The sequence below is a fragment of the Anoxybacillus kestanbolensis genome, from assembly GCF_001996285.1.
Lineage (GTDB): Bacteria > Bacillota > Bacilli > Bacillales > Anoxybacillaceae > Anoxybacillus > Anoxybacillus kestanbolensis_A.
This window is the reverse complement of sequence record NZ_MQAD01000019.1, coordinates 96,850-117,531: the sequence shown is the minus strand read 5'-3', so window position 1 is coordinate 117,531 and position 20,682 is coordinate 96,850. Positions and strand designations below refer to the sequence as shown.

Genomic DNA, 20,682 nt, shown 5'->3' with positions numbered 1-20,682 from the left:
ATGGCGCAAATGACAATGATTCAAGCAATCACGGATGCGTTGCGCGTAGAAATGCGCAAAGACCCGAACGTTCTTGTGTTCGGTGAAGACGTCGGTGTAAACGGCGGGGTATTCCGCGCGACAGAAGGATTGCAAGCGGAGTTTGGCGAAGATCGCGTATTCGACACACCGCTTGCAGAATCAGGAATCGGCGGTTTAGCGATCGGTTTAGCGTTGCAAGGATTCCGCCCTGTGCCTGAAATTCAATTTTTCGGATTCGTCTATGAAGTGATGGATTCCATTTCTGGTCAAATGGCGCGCATGCGCTATCGTTCTGGCGGCCGCTTCCATGCGCCAATTACGGTTCGCTCGCCATTCGGTGGCGGCGTACATACGCCAGAATTGCATGCTGATAGCTTAGAAGGGCTTGTCGCACAACAACCAGGATTAAAAGTTGTCATCCCATCGACACCATACGATGCGAAAGGCTTACTCATTTCAGCGATTCGCGACAACGACCCTGTCATTTTCTTAGAGCATATGAAATTGTACCGCTCGTTCCGTCAAGAAGTACCAGAAGGCGAATATACAATTCCGATCGGAAAAGCAGACATTAAACGTGAAGGAACAGACGTATCTGTCATCACATACGGTGCGATGGTACACGAGTCGTTAAAAGCGGCAGCAGAACTTGAAAAAGAAGGCATCTCTGTTGAAGTTATTGACTTGCGCACAGTTCAACCGCTAGACATTGAAACGATTATCGCATCTGTCGAAAAAACAGGTCGTGCGGTTGTTGTACAAGAAGCGCAAAAGCAAGCAGGCATTGCCGCGAACGTTGTAGCAGAAATTAACGAACGTGCAATTCTTAGCCTTGAAGCGCCAGTGTTGCGCGTTGCGGCACCAGATACAGTATATCCGTTCTCGCAAGCAGAGCCAGTCTGGTTGCCAAACTTTAAAGATGTGATTGAAACGGTGAAAAAAGTAATGACGTTTTAATGGAGGGGGCGTTCCCCTCCCCATTTAAGAAATAGGAGGTTGAGATCCATGGCATTTGAATTTAAATTACCGGATATCGGTGAAGGAATTCACGAAGGTGAAATTGTCAAATGGTTTGTGAAACCGGGCGATGAAGTAAACGAAGACGACGTACTTTGCGAAGTGCAAAACGATAAAGCAGTTGTCGAAATTCCATCTCCAGTTAAAGGGAAAGTATTAGAAATTTTAGTGAGCGAAGGAACAGTTGCGACGGTCGGTCAAACGTTAATTAAATTTGATGCGCCAGGATACGAAAACTTAAAATTTAAAGGCGATCATGGCGATGAGCCAAAAGTAGAAGAAAAGAAAGAAGAAGTAAAACAAGAGCAACCAGCTCAAGCGCAACCGAAAAAACGCGTCATCGCGATGCCATCTGTGCGTAAATATGCGCGTGAAAAAGGTGTCGACATTCACCTCGTACAAGGAACAGGCAAAAACGGTCGCGTATTAAAACAAGATATCGATGCGTACTTGGCAGGCGGTGCAGCGCCACAACCAGAAACGAAAGCACCACAAGCGGAAACAGTTGCGCCAGCACAAGAACAAAAAGCAGCACCAACACCACAACCAGTTGTTCTTGAAGGCGAGTTCCCAGAAACACGCGAGAAAATGAGCGGTATTCGTCGCGCGATCGCCAAAGCGATGGTGAACTCGAAACATACCGCACCACACGTTACATTAATGGACGAAGTCGATGTGACAAAACTTGTTGCGCATCGTAAGAAATTTAAAGATGTAGCAGCGCAAAAAGGCATTAAGTTAACGTTCTTACCGTATGTCGTTAAAGCGTTAACGTCTGCGCTTCGCGAATATCCAGCGCTCAACACATCCATCGATGATGCGACAGAAGAAATCGTTCATAAACATTACTACAACATCGGAATTGCAGCGGACACAGATAAAGGCTTGCTCGTTCCGGTTGTGAAACATGCCGACCGCAAATCAATTTTTGCGATCGCCAAAGAAATTAACGAGCTTGCAACAAAAGCGCGCGAAGGCAAATTAATGCCAAACGAAATGAAAGGTGCAACATGCACAATTACAAACATCGGTTCAGCAGGCGGTCAATGGTTTACACCAGTTATTAACCATCCAGAAGTAGCGATTTTAGGTATCGGCCGCATTTCAGAAAAACCGATCGTGCGCGATGGTGAAATTGTTATCGCTCCAGTATTAGCGTTGTCGTTAAGCTTCGACCACCGCATGATCGACGGTGCAACTGCACAAAATGCGTTAAATCACATTAAACGTTTATTAAACGATCCTGAATTATTATTAATGGAGGCGTAATGCGATGGTAGTAGGCGATTTCGCAATTGAAACAGAAACTCTCGTCGTCGGTGCAGGTCCCGGCGGTTACGTCGCAGCGATTCGTGCGGCGCAACTCGGCCAAAAAGTAACGATCGTTGAAAAAGGAAACCTTGGTGGAGTGTGCTTAAACGTTGGATGTATTCCATCGAAAGCGCTCATCTCTGCCGGTCATCGTTACGAAATTGCAACACATTCACAAGATATGGGTATTTTTGCAGAAAACGTAAAAGTCGACTTTTCAAAAGTGCAAGAATGGAAAGCTGGCGTCGTGAAAAAATTAACGGGTGGCGTCGAAGGATTATTAAAAGGAAATAAAGTCGACATTGTGCGCGGCGAAGCGTATTTCGTGGACGAAAATACCGTTCGCGTCATGACAGAAAATAGCGCGCAAACGTACAAATTTAAAAACGCCATTATCGCAACAGGTTCTCGTCCAATCGAGTTGCCAACGTTTAAATTTTCAAAGCGTGTGCTTGACTCGACAGGCGCATTAAACTTACCTGACATTCCAAAATCGATGGTCGTCATCGGCGGCGGTTACATCGGTACAGAATTAGGAACAGCATACGCAAACTTCGGAACGAAAATTACGATCTTAGAAGGCGCAGATGAAATTTTATCTGGCTTCGAAAAACAAATGAGCGCTGTCGTTCGTCGTCGCTTAAAGAAAAAAGGAGTAGACGTCTTTACAAACGCGCTTGCAAAAGGTGTCGAAGAGCGTGAAGACGGCGTAACGGTAACATTTGAAGTAAACGGCGAAACGAAAACAATTGATGCCGAATACGTGCTTGTCACAGTTGGTCGCCGTCCGAACACAGAAGAAATGGGACTTGAACAAATTGGCATCAAAATGACAGAACGTGGATTAATTGAAATCGACAAGCAATGCCGCACGAGCGTACCAAACATTTACGCGATCGGTGACGTTGTTGCAGGTCCACCGCTTGCGCATAAAGCGTCATACGAAGGAAAAATTGCTGCAGAAGCGATCGCTGGTCATCCGTCTGAAATTGACTACTTAGCGATTCCAGCTGTCGTCTTCTCTGACCCTGAATGCGCGTCTGTCGGTTACTTTGAAAAACAAGCGATCGAAGAAGGCATTGACGTCATTACCGCAAAATTCCCGTTCGGTGCAAACGGCCGTGCCCTTGCATTAAACGAAACAGACGGCTTCTTAAAACTCGTCTTAACGAAAGACGATGGCGTCATTATCGGTGCACAAATCGTCGGTCCGAACGCATCGGATATGATCGCAGAGCTTGGCTTAGCGATCGAAGCAGGCATGACAGCTGAAGATATTGCGATGACGATTCATGCGCATCCAACGCTTGGAGAAATTACAATGGAAGCGGCAGAAGTGGCGCTCGGTAGCCCAATTCATATTATTAACAAATAAAAAGAGGATGGCTTCGCCGTCCTCTTTTTTCATGATTTTTTTGAGACGATCATATGATGTTCATAAGGGGTGTATGAACATGTATATCGTCTTTTTACTTCAATTACTTATTTGGAGCTTATTTTCACTTGTTGAATGGAGATCGGCCCACGATCATTTTATTTTTAAAGCGTTGTTGTTTGTCATGTTTATGTATGTTGCTTTTTTGCTTGCGCTTCGGTTTCGTTTAACGAAAAAGCGCGCATGTTGGACAACCTTATTAACGATTGCCGTCTATTTCGTTTGTCGTCAGCTTTTTTGGGATTATCGTTTGTAATAATACATCACTCGCCCGTTAAATAAATGCAGTTTCCCTGCCATTCGTTTAGCGAAAAATTTACATAGTTCATTCGCTTTTCCTTTATCGCCATGCGTCGCTTGTTTTGGCAAGACAAACTCGACCGCACGCTCATGCACGCGACATTCAATCATATGATAGCGGTCATTTTTTCCAACTAACAAAATGCGGTCTTCTTTCATGACGATGTCATACGGGAAAGCGGATTCCGCGTAGTCCCAAGCGAGCTGTTCGCCCGTTTTGCGCGCGATGTCGCGAAATTGTTCGAGCAGTTGTTTGCATTGTTCTAACGTCACCGTCTCCCACGTTGATGCAGGGACAAGTTCAATTGTAGCTGTATGAGCCATTTTGTTCACCTCAAACATGTTGAAATCACTTTCATTGTATCATGAATATATATGAAAAAACAAATAATTGCGAAAATATGAATGGTACGATATAATAAAGTTTAATATACAAGAAGGAGGGAATAAGATGTTTGAAAAATTGTATGATGAGCATGAAAAAGTAAAAGTGAGGTTTGTCGGCTTTACGACAAAAGACGTCCGTTACGATTTCGGCATCGTTTATACGAATATGTTTTTTGGCAAACCACTTGTCATCTGTATGCAAACAGGCCGCTCCGCTCTCCTCGACCCGAAAGACATCGAAGACCACGACTATTTACAACGTACGTTCCGTATTGACACGAAAGAACAAGCTGAAGATTTAGCGGAATTTTTCTCAGACATTTTACCAACGACACCTTATGCTGAACAATATGAGTAAGAGGCGTGAATTACGTCTCTTTTTTTTGTTTAAATATGTCATACTAATTCCTATTGACAAAACAAATGTGACATATTATTATGAAATCAGTAAAACGTTTTCAAACATTTCAAAGGAAAAGGGGTTATCGGGGATGGGTACAATTGTATGCCAAACATGCAATGCGACAATCGATCATTTTGAAGATGAAAAAGTAACGGTATTGTACGGTCAATGTTGCACATGCGATTGTGAAGACGAGGAATAACATATAGAACGGAACGAGCTTTTGGGGGATGAGGAGACATATATAGAGGGAAGGGATCGGCATAGCCGGTCTCTTTTTATTGATGAAAAAAGCGGAACTCCACACGAGCTCCGCTTTTTTCATTTCTGATGTTCTTTAATGACGCGCAACGTTCGCAACGTATCGTCTTCTGGACCTTGAACAGGCAAGCCGACTTCGATATTTTTGCGAATGTAATTTAAATTTTCTTCCGTAATAATTTCACCCGGAATAAAAATCGGGATGCCAGGTGGATATACCATCACAAACTCCGCGATAATGCGCCCTGCCGATTCATCAAACGGCACGACTTCCGTTTCTGCATAAAACGCATCGCGCGGGGTGAGCGCAAGCACAGGAATATCTGGTAAAATCACTTCCGCTTTTTTCCCGACTTCCGCTTGATGGCGAAATTCATTCGATAAATGACGAAGCGCATCAACTAATACGTTCGTTTCCTGCTCCGTATCGCCCGGTGTAATAATACATAAAATGTTATATAAATCCGACAATTCGACTTCAATATTGTAGCGTTCACGAAGCCATTTTTCCACGTCGTAGCCAGTGAGTCCAAGCTCTTTGACTGAAATAATGAGCTTTGTCGGATCGTAATCAAACGTTGCTTCTGTCCCGAGAATTTCTTTTCCGACGCAATATAAATAGTCGATATCGTTAATTTGCTTCCGCGTTTCATTTGCCAGGCGAATCGCTTGTTCCGCAAGCTCATGTCCTTCTGTCGCAAGCCGTTTGCGCGCCACATCAAGCGAAGCGAGCAATAAGTAAGATGTTGATGTCGTCGTTAACATGCTTAAAATCGCTTGCACTCGCTTTGCCGACACAAGCCCTTCTTTCACGTTTAAAATGGAGCTTTGCGTCATCGACCCGCCTAGTTTATGCACGCTCGTCGCTGCCATATCTGCCCCTGCTTGCATTGCTGATAGCGGCAAATCTTCATGAAAGTGAATGTGCACACCGTGCGCCTCGTCAACAAGAACAGGAACGCCGTATGCGTGCGCAATGTCAACGATGCGCTTTAAGTCGCCAGCAATGCCGAAGTACGTCGGGTTAATGACGAGCACCCCTTTGGCGTCGGGATGTTGCTTTAATGCCGCTTCTACCGCTTCTGGCGTAATGCCGTGTGAAATGCCAAGCTCTTTATCAATTTCAGGATGGACGAAAATCGGTGTCGCTCCTGAGAAAACGATCGCTGACATGACAGACTTATGGACGTTTCGTGGGACGATAATTTTATCCCCAGGTCCTACGACGGACATGACCATCGTCATAATCGCTCCGCTCGTTCCTTGAACGGAGAAAAACGTATAGTCCGCTCCAAACGCTTCTGCCGCAAGTTCTTGCGCGCGTTTAATCATTCCTTTTGGCTGATGTAAATCATCAAGCGGACCGATATTAATTAAATCGATCGCTAACGCATTTTCTCCAATAAAGGAGCGAAACTGCTCGTCCATGCCTGCTCCTTTTTTATGGCCAGGAATATGAAATTGAATCGGATTTTTCTTTATATGCTCTAACAGTCCGGTAAATAACGGTGTTTCATACTGTGACAATTTCGCTGTACACCTCTTTAACTTGGATTTACATAAAACAAAGTGAATTATAGCACTTCTTTATACGTTTGCAAAGATGGTTTTTTTGCTTAAAAATCAAAACGATTGCATATTTCTTCATTTATTGTTTGTGAAGGACTTTTCTTTATAAGTGAAGAATGATAAAAAGTAAAGGGGGAATGATGTGTGAACTGGAACACGAGAGTAACGGAGTTGTTAGGCATTCGTTATCCGATTATTCAAGGGGGGCTTGCGTATTTAGCATATGCCGATTTAGCGGCGGCGGTGTCGAATGCTGGGGGACTAGGGCAAATTACGGCGATGTCGCTTGAGACACCTGATGAGCTGCGAGAAGAAATTAAAAAAGTGCGCGAAAAAACGGACAAACCGTTTGGTGTGAATTTTGCGATCGGACAACATGGGCGTCCGTTTGCGCACATGCTTGAAGTAGCGATTGAAGAAAACGTGCCGGTCATTTCGATGACAGGTGGAAACCCTGCTCCGATTTTTGAGCAGTTACAAGGCGTGCCGGTGAAAAAACTTGTGCTCGTGGCGGCGGTGCGACAAGCGGTGAAAGCGGAGGAACTCGGCGCAGATGCTGTTATGGTCGTCGGTCAAGAAGGAGGCGGACATCTCGGCAAGCACGATATCGGAACGTTTGTCCTAGTGCCGCGCGTCGTCGATTCCGTATCGATTCCTGTCATCGCGTCAGGTGGCATTGGCGACGGGCGCGGGCTGATGGCTGCCCTTGCGCTTGGAGCGGAAGGAATTGAAATGGGCACGCGCTTTATTGCGACAAAAGAGTGCATTCATGCCCATCCTGTGTATAAACAAATGCTTGTCGAGCGCTCCGAAAGCGACACCGTCGTCATTAAACGATCGCTCGGTGCCCCTGCGCGCGCTTTGTTGAACGAATGGACAGAAAAAATTTTACAGTTTGAACAAGAAGGAAAAGGATACGAACAACTAAAAGAGTACATTAGCGGAAAAGCGAACAAACGATTTATTTACGACGGTCATACAGAAGAAGGATTTGCATGGGCGGGGCAAGTGATCGGACTTATTCACGACGTGCCGACCGTTAGCGAACTTTTTGCGCGCATGATAAACGAGGCGGAACAAATTCGCACCCGTTGGGCAAACTAAAACGAAACAGCAAACAAAGAAAGGTGAACATCATGAAATATGCTTATCCGATTGATTACAGTTGGTCAACCGAAGAAATCATCGACGTTATTAAATTTTACGAAGGCGTTGAACAAGCGTACGAACAAGGGATTGAACGAGAGCAATTCATGAACTTATATCGCCGCTTTAAACAAATCGTTCCAAGCAAAGCGGAAGAGCGAAAACTATGCGATGAATTTGAAAAAGTAAGCGGCTATTCCTCTTACCAAACAGTTAAAAAAGGAAAAGAGTTGTCCAACGGAGAGATTGTGAAAATGTAAAGTTGCATATCCCCCTTTCGCTACATAGTATATAAAAAAGAATTTTCAGAAAAAATAAGAGCGGAAGGGGTGCACAAATGTGAGAAAAACAGCCGATGGATTTAGAAAAATGGATGGAGAACGCCGAATAAAAGTATTAAAGCTCGAAGTTGATTATGAACTAGCCACCCTTTATGAAGCGATGTTAGAAAATAATGAAGCGAAAAAAAATGAATGTAAACGAAAACTCGAAAGACTGCGCCAAGAACTTATTCGTCTGTCGAACTGAAAGGCGGCAAACGCCGCCTTTTCTACATAAATATATGCAGGAGGTTTTTTATGTGGAACGAAATTGATCAACATATGCAGCATTGGATTCGCGAAGCAGGGGAACGCATACGCGATGCGTTTCAAACGAAACTAAAAATCGAAACGAAATCAAGCCCGTCCGATTTAGTAACAAACGTCGATCGCGAAATTGAACAATTTTTTATTGAACGCATTCGCCGAACGTATCCGACGCATCGCATTTTAGGAGAAGAAGGGCTCGGCGATGAATTACAAGCGCTAGATGGTATCGTTTGGATTATCGACCCAATTGACGGGACGATGAATTTTATTCATCAACAGCGCCATTTTGCGATTTCTGTCGGGGTGTTTCAAGACGGTGTCGGCATGCTTGGCTACATATATGATGTGGCGTTTGACGAGCTATATTACGCCCAAAAAGGAAAAGGGGCGTTTTTAAACGGCACGCCGCTTCCACCACTTGAGAAAACGACGCTTGAACGTTCAATCATTTCGCTAAATGCAACGTGGGTGACAGAAAACCGCCGCATCGACCCACATGTGCTAGCCCCGCTTGTGAAAAAAGCGCGCGGCACGCGTTCATACGGTTCTGCGGCACTTGAGATGGCGTACATCGCATCAGGTAAACTAGATGCGTACATTACGCTTCGGTTGTCGCCGTGGGATATTGCTGGTGGGATGGTTATTGTTGAAGAAGTAGGCGGTGTGGTGACAAATTTGTACGGTGAGCCGCTCAATATGATCGAAAAAAGCTCGGTGTTTGTTTCAAAACCGGGATTGCATGAAGAAATACTTGCGATGATCAAGCGCTAACTATCGCTCGTTAGCGCTTTTTCTTTTTTTTAGTGAAAAACTAAGCCCCATCACGCCAAAAAAGGCAATAAGAGAACCGACGATCGCTGGCACATGTCGATAAGCGATCGCAATGCCGGTGCCTATTAACGTTATCGTCGCAAGTAGCGCCATTATAAAAAAAAGCGGTTGAAATTTATTCATATGTTTTCCTCCTCTTTCCTTTAGATTACAACAAAACATTCCGCTTTTCTACTATGTTTGTGCTATAATAGACGCGCAATGTTGAAAAATAGGAGTTGAAACCATTGAGAAACGATATTCGCAACATCGCGATTATTGCGCACGTTGACCACGGAAAAACGACGTTAGTCGACCAATTGCTTCGCCAATCCGGCACGTTTCGGGCGAACGAACAAGTGGAAGAACGGGCGCTTGATCGCAACGATTTAGAGCGTGAACGAGGCATTACGATTTTAGCAAAAAATACAGCCATTCAATACAAAGGCACGCGCATTAACATTTTAGATACGCCGGGACATGCCGACTTCGGTGGAGAAGTCGAACGCATTATGCGGCTCGTTGATGGGGTGTTGCTCGTCGTCGATGCGTACGAAGGATGTATGCCACAAACGCGCTTCGTGTTAAAAAAAGCGTTAGAACAAAACTTAACGCCGATTGTTGTCGTTAATAAAATTGACCGCGAATTTGCGCGCCCACACGAAGTCGTCGATGAAGTGATCGATTTATTTATTGAGCTCGGGGCATCAGAAGACCAGCTTGAGTTTCCGGTCGTGTACGCTTCAGCGATTAACGGAACGGCAAGTTTAGATGCAGACAAACAAGACGCCGACATGACGGCGCTATTTGAAACGATTATTGAGCATATTCCGGCTCCAATCGACAATAGCGATGAGCCGCTTCAATTTCAAGTCGCCCTTCTCGACTATAACGATTACGTCGGTCGCATTGGAATCGGCCGTATTTTCCGCGGGCGCATGCAAGTGGGACAACAAGTCGCCCTTATGAAGCTAGACGGCTCTGTGAAAACGTTTCGCGTCACAAAACTGTTTGGCTTCCTCGGATTAAAACGCATCGAAATTGAAGAAGCGAAAGCGGGCGATTTAGTGGCTGTTTCCGGCATGGAAGATATTAACGTAGGTGAAACAGTATGTCCGCTTGACGCGCAAGAAGCATTGCCTCCGCTTCGCATTGACGAACCGACGTTACAAATGACGTTTCTTGTGAACAATAGCCCGTTTGCAGGACGAGAAGGAAAACATGTGACCGCAAGAAAAATTGAAGAACGTCTTCGTTTACAGTTAGAAACAGACGTCTCGCTTCGCGTTGAGCCGACCGATTCGCCAGATGCATGGATCGTGTCAGGTCGTGGGGAGCTTCATTTATCGATTTTAATTGAAAATATGCGCCGTGAAGGTTTTGAACTGCAAGTATCAAAGCCAGAAGTCATTATGAAAGAAATCGATGGCGTCATGTGCGAGCCAGTTGAGCGTGTGCAAATTGACATTCCAGAAGAATATACAGGGGCGATTATGGAGTCGCTTGGGGCGCGCAAAGGGGAAATGATCGATATGATCAATAACGGAAACGGGCAAGTGCGCCTTATTTTCCTCGTGCCTGCGCGCGGATTAATCGGCTATCGGACGGAATTTATGTCGCTTACGCGCGGATACGGTATTTTAAACCATTCGTTCGACAGCTATCAACCTGTCATCCAAGGGCAAATTGGCGGCAGACATCAAGGGGTGCTCATTTCGATGGAGACAGGAAAAGCGACGGCTTATGGCATTATGCAAGTCGAAGACCGCGGCGTTATTTTCATCGAGCCGGGAACGGAAGTGTATGAAGGGATGATCGTTGGCGAACATAGCCGCGACAACGATTTAGTCGTGAACGTATGCAAAATGAAACATGTGACAAACGTTCGCTCATCGACAAAAGAACAAACGGTGACGATGAAAAAACCGCGTCTCATGACGTTAGAAGAAGCGCTCGAATATTTAAACGACGACGAATATTGCGAAGTGACGCCACAATCGATTCGCTTGCGCAAAAAAATATTAGATAAAAACGAACGCGAAAAAATTGCGAAAAAGAAAAAACTCGCTGAGCAAAAGAAATAGGGGGAAGTCGTCATGGATGTGATCGGTCGCCTGTCATTTTTCGCTTCGCTATACAACGTGCACGAACAGCCGATAACAGGGATGTGGTTGTTGTACGCGACGATCGTCGTGTTAGCGATCATTGTGTATCGTCTCGGCTTTGCGCGTAAATTACCGATGTTAAAAAACGTCGTCATTTATACGCTACTTGTGCTCGGCTGTACGATTTTAACGTTTTTTGCTGTCTTTTTACCTGTGGCGGAAGGATTGCTTGTCGCTGCCGTCGTATTAATCATTTATAAATGGCGTCTTCGTCGCGAGGGGGAAAATGCGTGAAATTACAAGATGCGGTATACAATTGGCTGACAATTAAAGTGGTTGCGCAGGCGCGCCCAGACGATACGGCAGCACAAGAGACGGAACAATTTTTTTCTGATTTGTTGCGTGAAGATCATGCGATTGAGCAAATCACATATACAAAAGAAGATGACGTCTATACGGTCGCGTTCACTGTAAACAACGAATCACGCACGTTTCGCTTTCCAGCCGAGCTCGTTGAAACGATGCTCGATCAAATTAATCGCGAACCTGAAAAATATGTCAATTACGAATAAGCGCCCACGCTTCGTGCAGGGCGCTTTTCTTACCATTCTGTTTCATGTTTGCTCGTGCGGAAAAAGCGAAATTTGCCCGTTGCAAGCCGTTCTTTCGTTTTTTGCGCAATGCGCTCATGGCACGTTTCACACATATACGTATGAATCGGGCGATTGCGCAATCGTTTTGCAAGCAACGTTTCATCGTTTAACGTATCTATTTTTTCACAAAGAATGCATCGTACTCTCATCGTCAAACCTCACATGTTTTTTTAAAAATTTCAGATTTAGGGAGCTGTCTAGCTCCAAGCGCCATCGGCTCGAGTCGCTCCGCCCCTTCTTTCAGCGGCTAAGCCTCCTCGGTGGGGCTCGTGCGATCTTCGCGGAGCCAAGGATGGCGACATTTCGCCGTTGCCCGCAGGAAGCGGGCTGCCTTTAGGCGAAATTTGGGCGCTTTGCGCTTTTCTTGAAAATTAGTATATCATATTGTTTGAAACTGTGTGAAAAAAAGGTATGATAAAAATAAGGAGGGATACATATGCCAAATGCGGTAGAGCCAACATTAATTGAACCGTTGTTCCAGTCGTTACAAAAAGAACGATATGTCATTGTATGTACGATTGACCACGAAACAGGTGCACCAAATGCAAGTGCGATTTCATGGGTGTATGCGCCTGCCCCTGACAAAGTATATTTTGCGGTCGATCAACGTTCCCGCATCGTTGCGAACGTGAAAGCGAATCCAGCGATTTCGATCGTTTTAATCGCCAACGAATCGACGTACTCCATTAGCGGAAAAGCGCACGTGAAAGTTGAAAAATTAGAAAATGTTCCGTTGAAGCTTGCCGCGGTTCAAGTCGATATTGAAGAAGTGCGCGATGTCATGTTTTACGGAGCAAAAATTTCCGTCGAACCGAAATACGAAAAAACGTATGATGCACAAGCTGCAGCGAAACTTGATCAACAAGTGATGAGCGCATTAAAACAAGCATAAGCCGAGCAATACGCTCGGCTTATTTCATATGGTCGTTTGATTGTTTTTGTTGTTCGTTTTCGAGTTGCTGTTGTTCACCATCGTTTAGCTGCTTGTCGTTTTGTCGTGTTGAGCGCGGATTTTTCGTTTGAAGAAAGTCGCTCGGAATTTCAGGCATGACCCGTCCGACGATGGCGGCGAGTTCATCCATAAATCCTTGAATCGGCTTTCCTTTCTCCACTTGTTTTTGAATGGCTTTTAACCTCGTATTCAAATCCGCATCAGCGATGACGATCGCATTCGCCCCGTACGGATCTTTTTGTAAGCTCTCCACGACAGAATATTTCACCGTCCCCACCCGCGACGGATCGAGTTTAGCGTTGACGTCGATGCCGACTAACGCATATTTCCCGACAACTAATACGGTCGCATCGTTGACATTCGGAACGCTGCTCGCAAGATGGGCGAGATGACGGGCAATTTGTTGTCCTGATTTATTGACGATTTTTTCATTTGTCGTATTTTTCACATGAATGAGCGAATCGCGATCTTTCGGCTGTGCTTGTTGTCCGCAGGCGCTTATAAAAAGCAACATGAAGATGAAGATATATTTCAATCGTTCCACCCCTTTTCGTCTTTAACTTTATTTTGCAAAACTTCTTCTATCTTTATACGCCCGTTCATATATATAAACAACAATCCCGTCCAACGACGGTCGTCAAGGGGGAAAAAGCGTGAGCAAAAAAATATACGTATTAGATACAAACGTATTGTTACAAGATCCGTATTCCATTTTTTCCTTTCAAGATAATGAAGTTGTCATCCCGGCTGTCGTGTTAGAAGAAGTGGACTCAAAAAAGCGATATATGGACGAAGTAGGGAGAAACGCTCGACAAGTGTCGAAAATTATTGATAACTTAAGGAAAAACGGAAAATTGCATGAAAAAATCCCGCTTGATAACGGTGGGGTGTTGCGCATTGAATTAAACCATCGCTCCTTTCAGCAACTCCAAGAAATTTTTGTAGAAAAAACGAATGATAATCGCATTTTAGCTGTGGCGAAAAATTTATCGTTGGAAGAACAAACGAAAGAAAATGGACGTCCGGTCATTTTAGTGAGCAAAGATGCGCTCGTGCGCGTCAAAGCTGATGCGATTGGGCTTGAGGCGGAAGATTTTTTAAGCGACCGCGTCGTGGAAATTGACCATATTTACACCGGCTTTTTAGATTTGTACATAAGTCCAGAACATTTGGCGCGCTTTTATGAAAAAGGTGAGCTTGTGCTAGCGGAAATTACAAACCACCCGTTTTATCCGAATCAGTTTATTATTATGAAAGATGCGCTTGGCGGTTCGTCATCAGCGCTTGGTATGGTTGATCATACCGGGAAAAAAGTGCGCAAACTCATCTTTCATTACGATCACATTTGGGGCATTCGTCCGCGCAACGTGCAACAAACGATGGCATGTGAACTGTTGCTTCGCACCGACATTCCGCTCGTGACGCTCATCGGAAAAGCAGGAACAGGAAAGACGTTGCTGGCGTTAGCGGCAGGATTGATGCAGACGGAAGATTTACGGCTATATAAAAAGCTGCTTGTCGCCCGCCCGATTGTACCGGTTGGAAAAGATATCGGCTATTTGCCGGGGGAAAAACAAGAGAAATTACGCCCGTGGATGCAACCGATTTTTGATAACTTACATTTTTTATTTGATACGAAAAAGCCGGGTGAGCTTGATGCGATTTTATCAGGCATGGGGTCGATTGAAGTCGAGGCGCTTACGTATATACGCGGCAGAAGCATTCCAGAGCAGTTTATTATTATTGATGAGGCACAAAACTTAACGAAACATGAAGTGAAAACAATTTTAACGCGCGTCGGGGAACGAAGTAAAATTGTATTAATGGGTGATCCTGCCCAAATTGATCATCCGTATTTAGATGAATATAATAACGGACTCACATACGTCGTCGAGAAATTTAAAGAACAAAAAGTGGCTGGGCACGTGCGGTTAATTAAAGGGGAGCGCTCGTCGCTGGCGCAGCTTGCTGCCGATCTTTTATAAGAAAAGAGGCGAAGCGCCTCTTTTCACTCGACGATAAACGCCCGCACGTGTGTGATCGGATTGTCGCGATTAGAGCCGTCGCCGAAATAAATATGGACAGGTCCATCTTCTTTGAGTGGTTTGCCTTCTTTTGCAAAACATAATAACAGCTCATATGCTTCCGTAAGTGGGATCGTCGTATCACCGTTTTCTGTGACGATAGTGACACGTGTTGCATCGTCGTTCGGTTCCGCGTTGCGCAAAAACGGGGCGAACGGCATGCCGAACGTGCCTGTTAATATTTTTTCTTTTTCAAATTGCTTTTCTGTTTGCAACGTTGGAGGGGACACAGCTCCTTCTTGAATTTCGCGATCCCAATATGCTGAAATTTTTTGAATGTCGTCGCTGTCTTCTCGTTGTTCTATTTCTGGATGGCGTGTAAAATAAGTATGTACATCTACTTTGCGATCGTCAAAAATCCACACGCTCGGGTCGAGTGTAATCGTAAACTTAACGTTCCCTTTGATGATCATGATCATTTTTATTCCCCCTATCTCGTTTCCATTATATGATGGAAGCGCTTATTTGTAAAACGAATCGTCCGAGGCGTGATGCTTGCATTTTTCTCGTATTCACGATAAGATGAAAAGACAGGAACGTACGGAACGGAGGGGTCAACGTGACGCCTGAAGTGGCGATAAACTTTCGAGAAAGAGCCTATTCGTTATTGCAAGCGGATGCGGAGAAAATTGTGAAGCTGATTCAAGTGCAAATGGATCATTTAACGATGCCGCAATGTCCGCTATATGAAGAAGTGCTAGATACGCAAATGTTCGGGCTATCCCGTGAAATTGACTTTGCGGTCCGCTTAGGGCTTGTCGATGAAAAAGACGGGAAGGCGATTTTAGACCGACTTGAGCGGGAGCTTTCGGCATTGCATGAAGCGTGCACGAAAAAGAAGAAAAAATGACAAAAACTCAAACGAATTTCGTTTGGGTTTTTTCTGTTTTGTAGTACAATGCAAGTAAGAAAGAGAAAAGGAAGATGGAGCAGATGCGCTTGAAAACGTTTTTGAAGTATCATGATTATCCATTAATCATCTCGGTGCTGTTATTATCGTTGTTCGGGCTTGTCATGGTATATAGCGCGAGCATGATTACTGCAGTCGTCCGCTTTCATACAACGAGCGATTATTTTTTCAAAAAACAAACATGGGCGTGGATGATTGGTGTCGTCGTTTTTTTATTGACTGCATTTGTTCCGTATAAACATTATGCGCGCAAAAAGTTTTTGCAATTCATTTTTTTCGTTATGCCTTTGCCGCTCATTTACGTTCTTTTACTTGGACATACAGTGAACAATGCGACAAGTTGGATTAAGCTCGGTCCGGTTAACGTTCAGCCCGCAGAGTTTGCAAAAATTGGCTTAATTGTATATTTAAGCGGGGTGCTTGCAAACAAACAAAAAAAGCTACAAACATCGCCGCAAGAGGTGCTTTTTCCGATTTATTACATGCTGTTTATTTGCTTGCTTATTTTTTTACAGCCGGACGTTGGAACGATGGTGATTATCGGAGTCATTTGCGTGGCGATCATCTTTTCTTCTGCGGCAAGCAAACGGCTGTTAATGAAACAGTTTTTATTGTTCAGTTTGATCGTTGGACTCGTTGCACTCATTTCTGGTCCGTTTATATACGATCGAGTATTTACAAAAGAGCGACTATCACGCATCGACGGCTTTTTACATCCGTTTAAGTATGCAGATGATGAAGGATACCAACTGACCAACTCGTATATTGCGATCGGAAATGGAGGATTAAAAGGGCTTGGACTTGGACAAAGCATTCAAAAGTACGGCTATTTACCAGAGGCACACACCGACTTCATTATGGCGGTCATCGCGGAAGAGCTTGGGTTATTTGGTGTTTCGTTCGTCCTTCTTTTATTGTCGTTCATCGTCTTGCGTGGTTTTGTTATTGCGAGAAAATGTCACGATGCATTTGGCAGTTTATTAGCCATTGGCATCGCAACGATGATTGGCTTTCAAGCGTTCGTCAACCTTGGAGGGTTAACGGGCATTATTCCAATTACAGGGGTCACGCTCCCATTTGTGAGCTACGGCGGTTCTTCGCTCGTTTTACTTATGATGTCTGTGGGAGTGCTTGCCAACATTTCTGCTGTCGCAAACTACGAAAAATATAAAACAGAAAAACAAAACAATATTCAAAAAAATCACGTTTCTTTTTCGTAATCCTATTTACAAATACAGAAAATTCGTTATAGTTTTTATATAAAGAATAGGGGGAGGATTGCACATGAGGCGTATTGAAAAAGTACTTGTCGCTAACCGTGGCGAAATTGCGATTCGCGTCTTTCGTGCGTGCAACGAGCTTGGCATTCGCACCGTTGCCATTTACTCGCGCGAAGATGCTGGATCGTACCATCGTTATAAAGCGGATGAAGCGTATTTAGTTGGAGAAGGAAAAAAGCCGATTGAAGCGTATTTAGATATCGAAGGCATTATCGAAATTGCAAAAATGCATGATGTTGATGCAATTCATCCGGGATACGGATTTTTATCGGAAAACATCGAATTTGCGAAACGATGCGAAGAAGAAGGCATCATTTTTATCGGACCGCGAAAAGAGCATTTAAATATGTTTGGCGATAAAGTAAAAGCGCGCCACCAAGCGAAACAAGCGGGCATTCCGGTCATTCCGGGAAGCGATGGCCCTGTGCAAAGCTTGGAGGATGTCGTGCGCTTCGGTGAGACATACGGTTATCCGATGATCATTAAAGCGGCGTTAGGCGGTGGTGGTCGCGGCATGCGCATCGTTCGCTCGCAAGCGGAAGTAAAAGAAGCGTATGAGCGTGCCAAATCGGAAGCGAAAGCCGCATTCGGTAGCGACGATGTGTATGTCGAAAAATTAATTGAAAAGCCAAAACATATTGAAGTGCAAATTTTAGGTGATGCATACGGCAACATCGTTCATTTATACGATCGCGACTGTTCCGTTCAGCGCCGTCATCAAAAAGTCGTGGAAGTCGCACCGAGCGTGTCGCTCTCGAAGGAGCTTCGCGAAGAAATTTGTGAAGCGGCAGTCAAACTTATGAAAAACGTGCAATACGTGAACGCAGGAACGGTCGAATTTCTCGTTTCTGGCGATGAATTTTACTTTATTGAAGTCAACCCACGTATTCAAGTTGAACATACGATTACCGAAATGATTACCGGTATCGATATCGTTCAGTCGCAAATTTTAATTGCGGAAGGGTATGCGCTACATAGCGAAAAGGTCGGCATTCCGAAGCAAGAAGACATTCATGTTCACGGATATGCAATTCAGTCACGCGTCACAACAGAAGATCCGCTAAATAACTTTATGCCAGATACAGGGAAAATTATGGCGTATCGCTCAGGTGGTGGTTTCGGTGTTCGCTTAGATACCGGAAATAGTTTTCAAGGAGCAGTCATTACCCCGTATTACGATTCGCTATTAGTGAAAGTGACGACATGGGCGTTAACGTTTGAACAAGCGGCGGCGAAAATGTTACGCAACTTGCGTGAGTTTCGTATTCGCGGCATTAAAACGAACATCCCGTTTTTAGAAAACGTCGTGCAACATCCGAAGTTTTTAACAGGGGAATATGATACATCGTTTATTGATACGACGCCAGAGCTGTTTATTTTCCCAAAACGAAAAGACCGTGGTACGAAATTGTTATCGTATATCGGAACAGTAACTGTAAACGGATTTCCGGGCATCGGAAAAAAGAAAAAGCCGGTCTTTGACCCTCCTCGCATCCCGAAAGTGAGCTATATCGAACCGATGCCGAAAGGGACGAAACATATTTTAGATGAACATGGCGCGGACGGGCTTGTGCGATGGATTAAAGAGCAAAACCGTGTATTGCTTACGGATACGACGTTTCGTGATGCCCATCAATCGCTTTTAGCGACGCGCGTGCGCACAAACGACTTGTTGCGCATCGCTGAGCCGACGGCGCGTTTATGGTCGCAACTATTTTCGATGGAAATGTGGGGCGGGGCGACGTTTGATGTCGCGTATCGCTTTTTAAAAGAAGACCCGTGGGAGCGCCTCATTCAATTGCGTGAAAAAATTCCGAATGTCCTGTTTCAAATGTTGCTTCGCGCTTCCAATGCCGTTGGGTATAAAAACTATCCAGATAACGTCATTCGCGAGTTCGTGGCGAAATCAGCCGAAGCAGGCATTGACGTATTCCGCATTTTCGACAGTTTAAACTGGGTGAAAGGGATGACTGTTGCCATTGATGCAGTACGTCAATCTGGAAAAGTGGCGGAGGCAGCCATTTGCTATACAGGCGATATTTTCGATCCTGCGCGCACGAAATATAATCTCGACTACTATAAAAACTTAGCGAAAGAGCTTGAACAAGCAGGTGCGCACATTTTAGCGATTAAAGACATGGCAGGGCTATTAAAGCCGCAAGCAGCGTATACGTTCATTTCCGCTTTAAAAGAAGTCGTCGACATTCCGATTCATTTGCATACGCACGACACGAGTGGAAACGGCATTTACACATACGCCAAAGCGATCGAGGCAGGAGTAGATATTGTAGACGTTGCGGTTAGCTCGATGGCTGGTTTAACGTCCCAACCGAGCGCCAACACGCTTTATTATGCGCTAGAAGGAACGGAACGTGCCCCGGAAGTCGATATCGCATCGCTTGAAAAACTGTCGCGCTATTGGGAAGATGTGCGCCAATATTATGCTGACTTTGAAAGTGGCATGAACGCACCGCATACGGAAGTATATATGCACGAAATGCCGGGCGGACAATATAGCAACCTTCAACAACAAGCGAAAGCTGTCGGTTTAGGAGACCGCTGGGACGAAGTAAAAGAAATGTATCGCCGCGTCAACGATTTATTTGGCGATATTGTCAAAGTGACACCGTCATCGAAAGTTGTCGGTGATATGGCGCTATATATGGTACAAAACAATTTAACCGAGCAGGACATTTACGAACGCGGGGACACGCTTGACTTCCCTGATTCGGTTGTTGAACTGTTTGAAGGATATCTCGGTCAGCCGCACGGCGGATTCCCAGAAACGTTGCAGCGCATCATTTTAAAAGGGCGCGAACCGATTACTGTTCGTCCTGGAGAGCTGTTAGAGCCTGTCGATTTTGAAAAGGTACGGGAAGAACTGTATCATCTCATCCAGCGCGAAGTGACAGACTACGACGTGCTCGCTTATGCGCTATATCCGAAAGTGTTCGTTGAATATGCGCGCACCGTTGAGCAGTTTGGGGATGTATCTGTTTTGGATACGCCGACGTTTTTATACGGCATGCGCCTTGGTGAAGAAATTGAAGTTGAAATTGAGAAAGGGAAAACGTTAATCGTCAAACTCGTCTCCATCGGTCAGCCGCAAGCGGACGGTACGCGAATTGTATACTTTGAATTAAACGGTCAACCGCGCGAAATAGTCATTAAAGATGAAAGCATTAAAACAACAGTTGTCGCGCGCGTGAAAGCCGATCGCAACAATCCGAACCATATTGCTGCAACGATGCCAGGGACGGTTGTAAAAGTGCTCGTTGAAAAAGGGGAAAAAGTGAAAAAAGGCGATCATCTCATGATTACCGAAGCGATGAAAATGGAAACGACGGTGCAAGCACCGTTTTCAGGTGTTGTAAAAGACATTTACGTTCAAGGCGGCGACGCCATTCAAACGGGCGATTTGTTAATTGAATTAGCGGAAAAATAAAAG

The 20,682-nt window shown here is 44.8% G+C and carries 24 protein-coding genes; 18 read left to right on the top strand and 6 right to left on the bottom strand.

Going from position 1 to position 20,682, the window contains the following annotated elements; genetic code table 11:
• From BO219_RS10820 to BO219_RS10805, 4 genes are all read left to right on the top strand, one after another.
• Nucleotides 1-978, top strand: coding sequence for an alpha-ketoacid dehydrogenase subunit beta (locus tag BO219_RS10820; protein WP_004891307.1), 978 nt, complete (start codon nucleotides 1-3; stop codon nucleotides 976-978).
• A 48-nt stretch (nucleotides 979-1,026) separates the two neighbouring features.
• Nucleotides 1,027-2,307 carry a dihydrolipoamide acetyltransferase family protein gene (locus BO219_RS10815; RefSeq protein WP_077429538.1) on the top strand — a complete coding sequence of 427 codons (1,281 nt, stop codon included), beginning with the start codon at nucleotides 1,027-1,029 and terminating at the stop codon, nucleotides 2,305-2,307.
• 4 nt (nucleotides 2,308-2,311) lie between these two features.
• Nucleotides 2,312-3,724 (top strand): dihydrolipoyl dehydrogenase, encoded by a 1,413-nt coding sequence (gene lpdA / locus BO219_RS10810; RefSeq protein WP_077429537.1) that lies wholly within the window; start codon nucleotides 2,312-2,314, stop codon nucleotides 3,722-3,724.
• 79 nt (nucleotides 3,725-3,803) lie between these two features.
• Nucleotides 3,804-4,040, top strand: coding sequence for a hypothetical protein (locus BO219_RS10805; protein WP_041638619.1), 237 nt, complete (start codon nucleotides 3,804-3,806; stop codon nucleotides 4,038-4,040).
• Here BO219_RS10805 and BO219_RS10800 read toward each other — a convergent pair.
• A complete protein-coding gene (locus tag BO219_RS10800) occupies nucleotides 4,028-4,408 on the bottom strand; it encodes a DUF1885 family protein (protein ID WP_077429536.1) in 381 nt (126 codons plus the stop codon). The genes BO219_RS10805 and BO219_RS10800 overlap by 13 nt on opposite strands.
• 127 nt (nucleotides 4,409-4,535) lie before the next feature.
• On the opposite strand from BO219_RS10800, the gene BO219_RS10795 reads away from it, so the two are divergent.
• Together BO219_RS10795 and BO219_RS10790 are read left to right on the top strand one after the other, a co-directional pair.
• A complete protein-coding gene (locus BO219_RS10795) occupies nucleotides 4,536-4,829 on the top strand; it encodes a DUF3055 domain-containing protein (protein ID WP_055440226.1) in 294 nt (97 codons plus the stop codon).
• Nucleotides 4,830-4,962: 133 nt separating this feature from the next.
• Complete coding sequence (locus BO219_RS10790) at nucleotides 4,963-5,076, top strand: GapA-binding peptide SR1P (protein ID WP_003395198.1); 114 nt, start codon at nucleotides 4,963-4,965, stop codon at nucleotides 5,074-5,076.
• Nucleotides 5,077-5,195: 119 nt separating this feature from the next.
• On the opposite strand, the gene BO219_RS10785 is transcribed toward BO219_RS10790, so the two are convergent.
• A complete protein-coding gene (locus BO219_RS10785) occupies nucleotides 5,196-6,662 on the bottom strand; it encodes an aminotransferase class I/II-fold pyridoxal phosphate-dependent enzyme (RefSeq protein ID WP_077429535.1) in 1,467 nt (488 codons plus the stop codon).
• A 186-nt stretch (nucleotides 6,663-6,848) separates the two neighbouring features.
• Between BO219_RS10785 and BO219_RS10780 the strand changes: the two genes are divergently transcribed.
• The 4 genes from BO219_RS10780 to BO219_RS10765 all read left to right on the top strand — a co-directional run bounded on the left by BO219_RS10780 (nucleotide 6,849) and on the right by BO219_RS10765 (nucleotide 9,211).
• Nucleotides 6,849-7,808, top strand: coding sequence for an NAD(P)H-dependent flavin oxidoreductase (locus BO219_RS10780; protein ID WP_077429534.1), 960 nt, complete (start codon nucleotides 6,849-6,851; stop codon nucleotides 7,806-7,808).
• A 32-nt stretch (nucleotides 7,809-7,840) separates the two neighbouring features.
• On the top strand, nucleotides 7,841-8,110 hold the full coding sequence (locus tag BO219_RS10775; protein WP_035020273.1) for a UPF0223 family protein: 270 nt from the start codon (nucleotides 7,841-7,843) through the stop codon (nucleotides 8,108-8,110).
• A gap of 79 nt (nucleotides 8,111-8,189) precedes the next feature.
• The gene (locus BO219_RS10770; protein WP_077429533.1) at nucleotides 8,190-8,378 is read left to right on the top strand and encodes a hypothetical protein; all 189 of its coding nucleotides are present in this window, start codon (nucleotides 8,190-8,192) and stop codon (nucleotides 8,376-8,378) included.
• A 50-nt stretch (nucleotides 8,379-8,428) separates the two neighbouring features.
• Complete coding sequence (locus BO219_RS10765) at nucleotides 8,429-9,211, top strand: inositol monophosphatase family protein (protein ID WP_077429532.1); 783 nt, start codon at nucleotides 8,429-8,431, stop codon at nucleotides 9,209-9,211.
• On the opposite strand, the gene BO219_RS10760 is transcribed toward BO219_RS10765, so the two are convergent.
• A complete protein-coding gene (locus BO219_RS10760; RefSeq protein WP_064220898.1) occupies nucleotides 9,212-9,394 on the bottom strand; it encodes a DUF5325 family protein in 183 nt (60 codons plus the stop codon). It lies immediately after the preceding gene.
• Nucleotides 9,395-9,498: 104 nt separating this feature from the next.
• Here BO219_RS10760 and typA point away from each other — a divergent pair, with 104 nt between their 5' ends.
• From typA to BO219_RS10745, 3 genes are read left to right on the top strand one after another with little or no spacing between them, the layout of a single operon-like run.
• On the top strand, nucleotides 9,499-11,334 hold the full coding sequence (typA, locus tag BO219_RS10755) for a translational GTPase TypA (protein ID WP_006321348.1): 1,836 nt from the start codon (nucleotides 9,499-9,501) through the stop codon (nucleotides 11,332-11,334).
• 12 nt (nucleotides 11,335-11,346) lie between these two features.
• On the top strand, nucleotides 11,347-11,649 hold the full coding sequence (locus BO219_RS10750; protein ID WP_006321349.1) for a YlaH-like family protein: 303 nt from the start codon (nucleotides 11,347-11,349) through the stop codon (nucleotides 11,647-11,649).
• On the top strand, nucleotides 11,646-11,927 hold the full coding sequence (locus BO219_RS10745) for a hypothetical protein (protein ID WP_077429531.1): 282 nt from the start codon (nucleotides 11,646-11,648) through the stop codon (nucleotides 11,925-11,927). Before BO219_RS10750 ends, BO219_RS10745 begins: the two co-directional genes overlap by 4 nt.
• Before the next feature lie 29 nt (nucleotides 11,928-11,956).
• Here BO219_RS10745 and BO219_RS10740 read toward each other — a convergent pair whose 3' ends face one another.
• Nucleotides 11,957-12,157, bottom strand: a complete 201-nt coding sequence (locus BO219_RS10740) for a YlaI family protein (RefSeq protein ID WP_004891284.1) — start codon at nucleotides 12,155-12,157, stop codon at nucleotides 11,957-11,959.
• 287 nt (nucleotides 12,158-12,444) lie between these two features.
• Between BO219_RS10740 and BO219_RS10735 the strand changes: the two genes are divergently transcribed.
• The gene (locus BO219_RS10735; protein ID WP_077429530.1) at nucleotides 12,445-12,900 is read left to right on the top strand and encodes a pyridoxamine 5'-phosphate oxidase family protein; all 456 of its coding nucleotides are present in this window, start codon (nucleotides 12,445-12,447) and stop codon (nucleotides 12,898-12,900) included.
• A gap of 19 nt (nucleotides 12,901-12,919) precedes the next feature.
• On the opposite strand, the gene BO219_RS10730 is transcribed toward BO219_RS10735, so the two are convergent.
• A complete protein-coding gene (locus BO219_RS10730; protein WP_077429529.1) occupies nucleotides 12,920-13,504 on the bottom strand; it encodes a YhcN/YlaJ family sporulation lipoprotein in 585 nt (194 codons plus the stop codon).
• A gap of 109 nt (nucleotides 13,505-13,613) precedes the next feature.
• Here BO219_RS10730 and BO219_RS10725 point away from each other — a divergent pair, with 109 nt between their 5' ends.
• A complete protein-coding gene (locus BO219_RS10725) occupies nucleotides 13,614-14,945 on the top strand; it encodes a PhoH family protein (protein ID WP_077429528.1) in 1,332 nt (443 codons plus the stop codon).
• 23 nt (nucleotides 14,946-14,968) lie between these two features.
• On the opposite strand, the gene BO219_RS10720 is transcribed toward BO219_RS10725, so the two are convergent.
• A complete protein-coding gene (locus BO219_RS10720; protein WP_077429527.1) occupies nucleotides 14,969-15,463 on the bottom strand; it encodes a molybdopterin-binding protein in 495 nt (164 codons plus the stop codon).
• Between the two features lie 140 nt (nucleotides 15,464-15,603).
• On the opposite strand from BO219_RS10720, the gene BO219_RS10715 reads away from it, so the two are divergent.
• The 3 genes from BO219_RS10715 (at nucleotide 15,604) to pyc (ending at nucleotide 20,679) form a co-directional block, all read left to right on the top strand.
• Complete coding sequence (locus tag BO219_RS10715; protein WP_004891276.1) at nucleotides 15,604-15,894, top strand: Fpa/YlaN family protein; 291 nt, start codon at nucleotides 15,604-15,606, stop codon at nucleotides 15,892-15,894.
• Between the two features lie 74 nt (nucleotides 15,895-15,968).
• A complete protein-coding gene (gene ftsW, locus BO219_RS10710) occupies nucleotides 15,969-17,174 on the top strand; it encodes a putative lipid II flippase FtsW (RefSeq protein WP_077429526.1) in 1,206 nt (401 codons plus the stop codon).
• A 64-nt stretch (nucleotides 17,175-17,238) separates the two neighbouring features.
• Nucleotides 17,239-20,679, top strand: coding sequence for a pyruvate carboxylase (pyc, locus tag BO219_RS10705; protein ID WP_077429525.1), 3,441 nt, complete (start codon nucleotides 17,239-17,241; stop codon nucleotides 20,677-20,679).
• Nucleotides 20,680-20,682 lie beyond the last annotated feature (3 nt).

Excerpts from the sequence above, each read along its gene's own strand:
- BO219_RS10790 (WP_003395198.1), top strand. The coding sequence starts at position 4,963 with ATGGGTACAATTGTATGCCAAACATGCAATGCGACAATCGATCATTTT.
- BO219_RS10815 (WP_077429538.1), top strand. The coding sequence starts at position 1,027 with ATGGCATTTGAATTTAAATTACCGGATATCGGTGAAGGAATTCACGAA.
- pyc (WP_077429525.1), top strand. The coding sequence starts at position 17,239 with ATGAGGCGTATTGAAAAAGTACTTGTCGCTAACCGTGGCGAAATTGCG.
- ftsW (WP_077429526.1), top strand. The coding sequence starts at position 15,969 with ATGGAGCAGATGCGCTTGAAAACGTTTTTGAAGTATCATGATTATCCA.
- BO219_RS10775 (WP_035020273.1), top strand. The coding sequence starts at position 7,841 with ATGAAATATGCTTATCCGATTGATTACAGTTGGTCAACCGAAGAAATC.
- BO219_RS10765 (WP_077429532.1), top strand. The coding sequence starts at position 8,429 with ATGTGGAACGAAATTGATCAACATATGCAGCATTGGATTCGCGAAGCA.
- BO219_RS10805 (WP_041638619.1), top strand. The coding sequence starts at position 3,804 with ATGTATATCGTCTTTTTACTTCAATTACTTATTTGGAGCTTATTTTCA.
- BO219_RS10800 (WP_077429536.1), bottom strand. The coding sequence starts at position 4,408 with ATGGCTCATACAGCTACAATTGAACTTGTCCCTGCATCAACGTGGGAG.
- BO219_RS10760 (WP_064220898.1), bottom strand. The coding sequence starts at position 9,394 with ATGAATAAATTTCAACCGCTTTTTTTTATAATGGCGCTACTTGCGACG.
- BO219_RS10735 (WP_077429530.1), top strand. The coding sequence starts at position 12,445 with ATGCCAAATGCGGTAGAGCCAACATTAATTGAACCGTTGTTCCAGTCG.
- BO219_RS10750 (WP_006321349.1), top strand. The coding sequence starts at position 11,347 with ATGGATGTGATCGGTCGCCTGTCATTTTTCGCTTCGCTATACAACGTG.
- BO219_RS10720 (WP_077429527.1), bottom strand. The coding sequence starts at position 15,463 with ATGATCATGATCATCAAAGGGAACGTTAAGTTTACGATTACACTCGAC.
- BO219_RS10820 (WP_004891307.1), top strand. The coding sequence starts at position 1 with ATGGCGCAAATGACAATGATTCAAGCAATCACGGATGCGTTGCGCGTA.
- lpdA (WP_077429537.1), top strand. The coding sequence starts at position 2,312 with ATGGTAGTAGGCGATTTCGCAATTGAAACAGAAACTCTCGTCGTCGGT.
- BO219_RS10740 (WP_004891284.1), bottom strand. The coding sequence starts at position 12,157 with ATGAGAGTACGATGCATTCTTTGTGAAAAAATAGATACGTTAAACGAT.
- BO219_RS10795 (WP_055440226.1), top strand. The coding sequence starts at position 4,536 with ATGTTTGAAAAATTGTATGATGAGCATGAAAAAGTAAAAGTGAGGTTT.